Annotated in this window: 6 protein-coding genes; 2 read left to right on the top strand and 4 right to left on the bottom strand. The window is 68.7% G+C overall.

The features are described from left to right. The coding region (gene rocD / locus WBP48_RS06655; protein ID WP_424437920.1) for an ornithine--oxo-acid transaminase at positions 1 to 1,228 on the bottom strand (1,228 nt) is incomplete at its 3' end. After that, positions 1,225 to 2,094 (bottom strand): dimethylargininase, encoded by an 870-nt coding sequence (gene ddaH / locus WBP48_RS06650; protein WP_424437917.1) that lies wholly within the window; start codon positions 2,092 to 2,094, stop codon positions 1,225 to 1,227. The genes ddaH and rocD, both read right to left, overlap by 4 nt. A 215-nt stretch (positions 2,095 to 2,309) precedes the next feature. On the opposite strand from ddaH, the gene WBP48_RS06645 reads away from it, so the two are divergent. After that, entirely contained in the window at positions 2,310 to 3,110 is an 801-nt protein-coding gene (locus WBP48_RS06645) for a hypothetical protein (protein WP_424437915.1), read from the top strand. 148 nt (positions 3,111 to 3,258) lie between these two features. Here the strand turns inward: WBP48_RS06645 and WBP48_RS06640 are convergent, their stop codons facing one another. Next, on the bottom strand, positions 3,259 to 3,819 hold the full coding sequence (locus WBP48_RS06640; RefSeq protein ID WP_424437912.1) for a thioesterase family protein: 561 nt from the start codon (positions 3,817 to 3,819) through the stop codon (positions 3,259 to 3,261). Positions 3,820 to 3,914: 95 nt separating this feature from the next. Here WBP48_RS06640 and WBP48_RS06635 point away from each other — a divergent pair, with 95 nt between their 5' ends. Further along, a complete protein-coding gene (locus WBP48_RS06635) occupies positions 3,915 to 4,433 on the top strand; it encodes an N-acetyltransferase family protein (protein WP_424437909.1) in 519 nt (172 codons plus the stop codon). 25 nt (positions 4,434 to 4,458) lie between these two features. On the opposite strand, the gene WBP48_RS06630 is transcribed toward WBP48_RS06635, so the two are convergent. Next, positions 4,459 to 5,637 (bottom strand): cytochrome b/b6 domain-containing protein (locus WBP48_RS06630; RefSeq protein WP_424437906.1); only part of this gene is annotated, 1,179 nt, incomplete at its 5' end.

Below are 5,637 nucleotides of genomic sequence, written 5' to 3'. Positions count from 1 at the left end.
GGACGAGGCGCAGCTGCTCGACCGCCCAGTCCAGCTCGGTCGCGCGGATCACGAGCGGCGGTGCGATGCGGATCGTCTGTCCGTGCGTGTCCTTGACGAGCACCCCCCGCGCGAGCAGCCGCTCGGCGATCTCGCGGCCCGTGCCGAAGGCCGGATCGATGTCGATGCCCGCCCACAGCCCCGCGATGCGCACCGCGGTGACCCCGTGCCCGACGAGCTTGTGGAGCTCCGCCGCCAGGTGCTCCCCGAGCGCCTGCGCCCTCGTCTGGAACTCGCCGGAGGCGAGCATCTCCACGACGCGCAGGCCCACGGCATCCGCCAGCGGGTTTCCGCCGAAGGTCGAGCCGTGCTCGCCGGGGCGGATGACCCCGAGCACGTCGTGGTTCGCGACGACCGCCGACAGCGGTAGGATGCCGCCGCCGAGCGCCTTGCCGAGCAGATACACGTCCGGGAAGACGCCTTCGCGGTCGCACGCGAAGGTCGTGCCCACGCGCGCGAGCCCGGACTGGATCTCGTCGGCGATGAACAGCACGTTGCGGCGGTCGCAGATCTCCCGGATCGCGCGGAGGTACCCGTCCGGCGGGATCACGACGCCGCCCTCGCCCTGGATCGGCTCGATCAGCACGGCGGCGGTGTTCTCGTCGATCGCGGCCTCGATGGCCGCGGCATCCCCGTACGACACCGACACGAACCCGGGCGTGAACGGCCCGAAGTCCTCGCGGGCCTGCGGGTCGTCGCTGAAGCTGACGATCGTCGTCGTGCGGCCGTGGAAGTTGCCGTCCGCGACGATGATCTTCGCGGCGCCGGCGGCGACACCCTTGACGCGGTACGCCCACGCGCGCGCGACCTTGATGCCGGTCTCGACCGCTTCGGCGCCGGTGTTCATCGGCAGCACGAGGTCCTTGCCGCACAGTTCCGCCAGCGCCGCGGCGAACGGGCCGAGACGGTCGTTGTGGAACGCGCGGCTCGTGAGCGTCACGCGCCCCAGCTGCTCGGTCACCGCCGCCAGGAGGGCGGGATGCCGGTGCCCGAAGTTCAGCGCCGAATAAGCCGACAGCAGGTCGAGGTATCGCTTGCCCTCGACGTCGGTGACCCACGCGCCCTCACCGCGGGCGACGACGACCGGCAGCGGGTGGTAGTTGTGGGCGACATGCGCGTCCTCGGCGGCGATGAGCCCAGCGGTCAGGCCGTCGGCCGGGACGGCACTGGTGGCAGCGGTCGTGGTCATTGCTTCCCTCGCAGTTCGAGCGTGCAGCACTTGATCCCCCCGCCGCCGAGCAGCAGCTCCGACAGGTCGACGAGCACGGGGTTGTAGCCGCGCTCGCGCAGCTGGGCCTCGAAGCCCGTCGCGCGCGGCGAGATGAAGACGTTGTACCCGTCGGATGCCGAGTTCAGCCCGAACACGGCGCCGTCGGCATCCGACACCTGGATCGCGTCGGGGTAGCGCTCGGCGAGCACACGACGGGATTCCTCGTCGAACGCGGCGGGCAGGTACGCGATATTCGCCTTCTCGACACCACCCGGACCCTCGACCGGATCGAGGACGGAGATTGCGGTGTCGAGGTGGTAGAACCGCGGGTCGATCAGCCGCAGTGACACGACCTCGCGATCGAAGACCTCGCGCACCTCGCGGTGGCTGTCGCCGACGGAGCGGAAGCCGGTGCCGGCGAGGATCACATCTCCCACGAGGAGGAAGTCGCCTTCGCCCTCCTGCACTTCGGTCGGCTCGACCACGTCGAAGCCGTGCCCGGCGAACCAGTCCATGAAGGGGCGCTCTTCGCCGCGTCGTTCGGCCACGCGGAAGCGCACGCCGAGGGCAAGGCCGTCGATGACGAACCCGCCGTTGGCGGTGTAGACCATGTCGGGCAGGCCCGGCACCGAGTCGATGAGCTCGACGTCGTGGCCGAGGCCCACATACGTGTCATAGAGGGTCTGCCACTGCGCCACCGCCTTCGCGGTGTCGGTGGGCTTCGCCGGCTCCATCCACGGGTTGATCTGGTAGCTGACGGTGAAGTGCTCGGGTCGGCACATCAGGTATCGCCGGTGCTGCTGGATACGCGCGGAGGTTTCGATCAGGGTGGTAGGGATGGACATAACTCGCTCCTCGTTGTCGCTACATGCGATGGGGGCGGCGGACGCTGTCCAGAGGCCCGCTGGCGCTTCAACTCGGCTGTAACTCGATAGTGACTCAGCTGCGGAGGAAGTGTCGAGGCGGGCACGCCTTCACCTATTGTGCCAGACATCGGCGCCATGACGCACATGCGGCCACGGTTGCCTGGTTTCCGATGCCGGTGAGTAGATTTCTTCTCATGGCCAGACGTACCGGAGACGAGACGCGCGCGCTCCTGTTGCGTGTCGGCATGCAGATGCTGCTCGAGCGCGGCGTCTCGGCGGGAGTGCAGCACATCCGGCTGCAAGAGGTGCTTCGTCGCGCGGGGCTGACGACCGGAGCCGCCTACCGACTCTGGGCGGATCAGCACGACTACCAGCGCGACCTCGCGGTCGCGATGGTACAGCTGCGCCTGAGCGAACCCGCGGACTACGCCGTCGCCGCCGTGGAGCAGCTCATCGCCGACGGCGCCTCCGGCGACGACGTCATCCGCGCGGCAGCGGCGGCGCACGTGCGGACCGCCGCTGTGGACGTCACCGACCCGGCCGATGCCCTCGACGCGCAGCAATTCCTCATCTCCCTGGCCCTGCGGACCACGGCGGAAACGTGGCCCGAGTTGAAAGAGGCCAGCGGGCAGCGCCACCGCGAGTCGATCGCGGCGTTTGCCGAGTTCTACACCGCCCTGATGGAGGCGTACGGCCTTCGCATGAAGGCCCCCCTGACGGTGCAGGACTTCACCGAGGCCATGGCAGCGATGGGCGAGGGGTTCGCCGTGCGCGCGATGGAGGGGATCGAGCATCCCACCTATGTCGCGGGCGAGGACGACGACATCCCCGCGGGCGAATGGACGCTGTTCGCGCTCGGTGTGCGGGCGCTCGTAGCCGAATTCATGACGCCCGTCGACGCCTCCGCCCGCCTCGGCGCTGTCACCGAGGCGGGCGCTCTGGGGTCGGTTGTCTTTCCCCGACCCCAGAGCGACACTCCCCACGGTGTGTCCTGACGGTTCGACCTTCGGACCTGCCGCGCTGGAACCGGTCGCCGTCGGCGCACCCCAAATGCGCCATTTCCCATGGTCACCCGACGAGCCGGTCAGGACCAGAAAGAAAACTTGTTTCTCTCTTCGGCCGCTGTCCGCCCCGGGAAACCGGTCACTCCCAGACGCTCGGCGCCGGCGACTTCGTCGACGGCAGCGCAGAGCTTCGCGCCCAGTCGGCGACCCACTGCGGCAGCGGCGGCAGGTCGTCGGGTCGGTGCAGCGCCTGGAACAGCTCTTCGGTGTTCACGACGCCGCCGCCCTTGCGAAGAAACCGCGCGCGCACGATCATCTCGGCATACACCTCGCCGTCCACGACGGCCCGGTGCATCTGGTAGACGGCCCGGTCATCGTGTCCGTAGAGGCGGGACTCGATCGTGAAGCGCTGCCACAGCTGCAGCGACTTGCGGAACGTGACCGTCTCACTCGCAACGACGGCGTACCAGCCCTGGGCGTTCATGGCATCCCAGATGCCGGTGCGAAGGAGCAGATCGAAGCGGCCGAGGTCGAACAGCGACGCGTAGCGACCGTTGTTCATGTGGCCGAGCAGATCGATGTCGGTCGGCAGGGTCCGCAACCGGACCCTGCCGACGCTGTGCGGCGGAATCGGCCCGTGTCGGCGCAGCAGCACCCTCGCACGCCAGATCGTCAGCAGGGTCCGCCACCATACGTTCACGAACGGCGATGCTACGGCATCCTTCGCTGGGCGGACCTGGGGCGGCGCGCCGAGCTCGATTTCACTTATCCCACACCCCGACGTAGAGTCTGGCCATGGAAGCCACCATCAACCCAACCGCACTGACCGACATGGTCGTCCGTCCCGTGCGCGACGTCGATGCAGAGGCGCTCGGAAGGGTGCACGCGACGTGCTGGCACGAGACCTACGACCACCTGATCAGCAAGGCCGCGCTCGAGAACGTTTCGCCGAAGCGCTTGGCAGAACTGTGGACGCACTGGGCCGTTCAGGGCCCAGACTTCCGCATGTTCGCTGCGCTCTCGGCCGGCGAGATCGTGGGCTTCGTGGGGTCGGGCCCCGCGCGCGACCGTGACGCGCCCCGCGTGAGGGAGTTGTACTTCATCTACCTGCTCGACGCGTTCCACGGCACCGGCACCGGCCAGCGACTGTTCGACGCCGCGGTCGAGCCCGGCGAGGAGGTATACCTCTGGGTCGCCGAGGACAACCCGCGCGCGCACCGCTTCTACGTCCGCAACGGCTTCGCCCTCGACGGCGCGACCCACACCGAACCGTTCCTCGGCGAGACGCTGACCGAGGTCCGCTTCGTCCGCTGACCCCACCCCGGTGGTCGAGACGGTCTCAGCGTCCGCTGACCGTCCCGAATATTCTCGCGACGGGCGCCAGGACGAGAGGTCGGGCCGCGACGCCGGCGCCGGCGATCACGGCGAGCGAGAGCACGAACATCCAGAATCCGGTCCAGTTGTCGGCGTAGGCGTTCGGATCGACCGAACCCTGCGCGGCATACATGTGGTTGAGGTTGCGCAACGCGCCCGTCGCGAGGACGAGCACGACGTGGATCACGATGAACACCACGAAATAGAGCATCACCGGAAAGTGGATCCGCCGCGCCCACTCGATCGGATACGCGGCAGTGAGCTTGGCATTCTTCTTCGGCCACATCCCGCTCATCCGATATCCGGACACGGCGGCGAGCGGCGCCGCGATGAAGACGGTCGAGAAGTACGCGAGCTGCTGCAGCGCGTTGTAGTTCACCCAGCCGTTCTCGGTCGGCCAATCCAGTGAGACGTACTGCAGCGCCGCGCTGAGCGCGTTCGGGAACACCTCCCAGCTGGTCGGCACGATCCGCATCCACTGCCCCGTGACGAACAGCAGCACGACGAACACGAGCCCGTTGACGAGCCAGAAGACATCGAGGCTCTGGTGGAACCAGATCGTCAGGCTCGTCTTGCCCTTCGGGTTCCGCCGCGGCGCCCAGAACGCGGTGGGGCGCTTCTCGGTGCGGATCTGCAGCCCGGACCGGATGATCAGCACCATCAGGAATGCGTTGAAGAAGTGCTGCCAGCCGAGCCACGCGGGGATGCCGACGGGTGCCGCCGCGGGTAGGTGATACTCGCCCGGGTAGGTCGCGAGGTAATCCCGCATGACATCGAGGCTGAGCAGGAACCGCACGAACAGCACCGCCATCGCCGCCGCGAACAGCAGCCCGATCCCGGCCACGACCACGGCCCCGGCCCACTGGACTTTCGTGAAGGGCCCGATCCGCTGGGGCTCCGGCTTCGCCGCTGGACGATGGAAGGCCACGCGGCCGGGCCAGACCGTGCGGGGTACCGTCAGCGGCTCGCGAGGGACGGCGACCACGGGGCGGGCAGCGGTGACGGGAACACGAGCGGGTTGCGGCACAGCCGCGGTCGTGGGTTCGCCGGGAGCGGTGCGCTCACCCGACGCAAGTGGTCGCTCCTCGACAGCCGAAGCGGCCACGCGCGTCGGGTCGAACTGGCCTGGGGTGGATTCGACCGT

This window comes from Microbacterium sp. (genome assembly GCF_049661145.1).
GTDB lineage: Bacteria > Actinomycetota > Actinomycetes > Actinomycetales > Microbacteriaceae > Microbacterium.
This window is presented reverse-complemented; position numbering and strand designations above follow the sequence as displayed.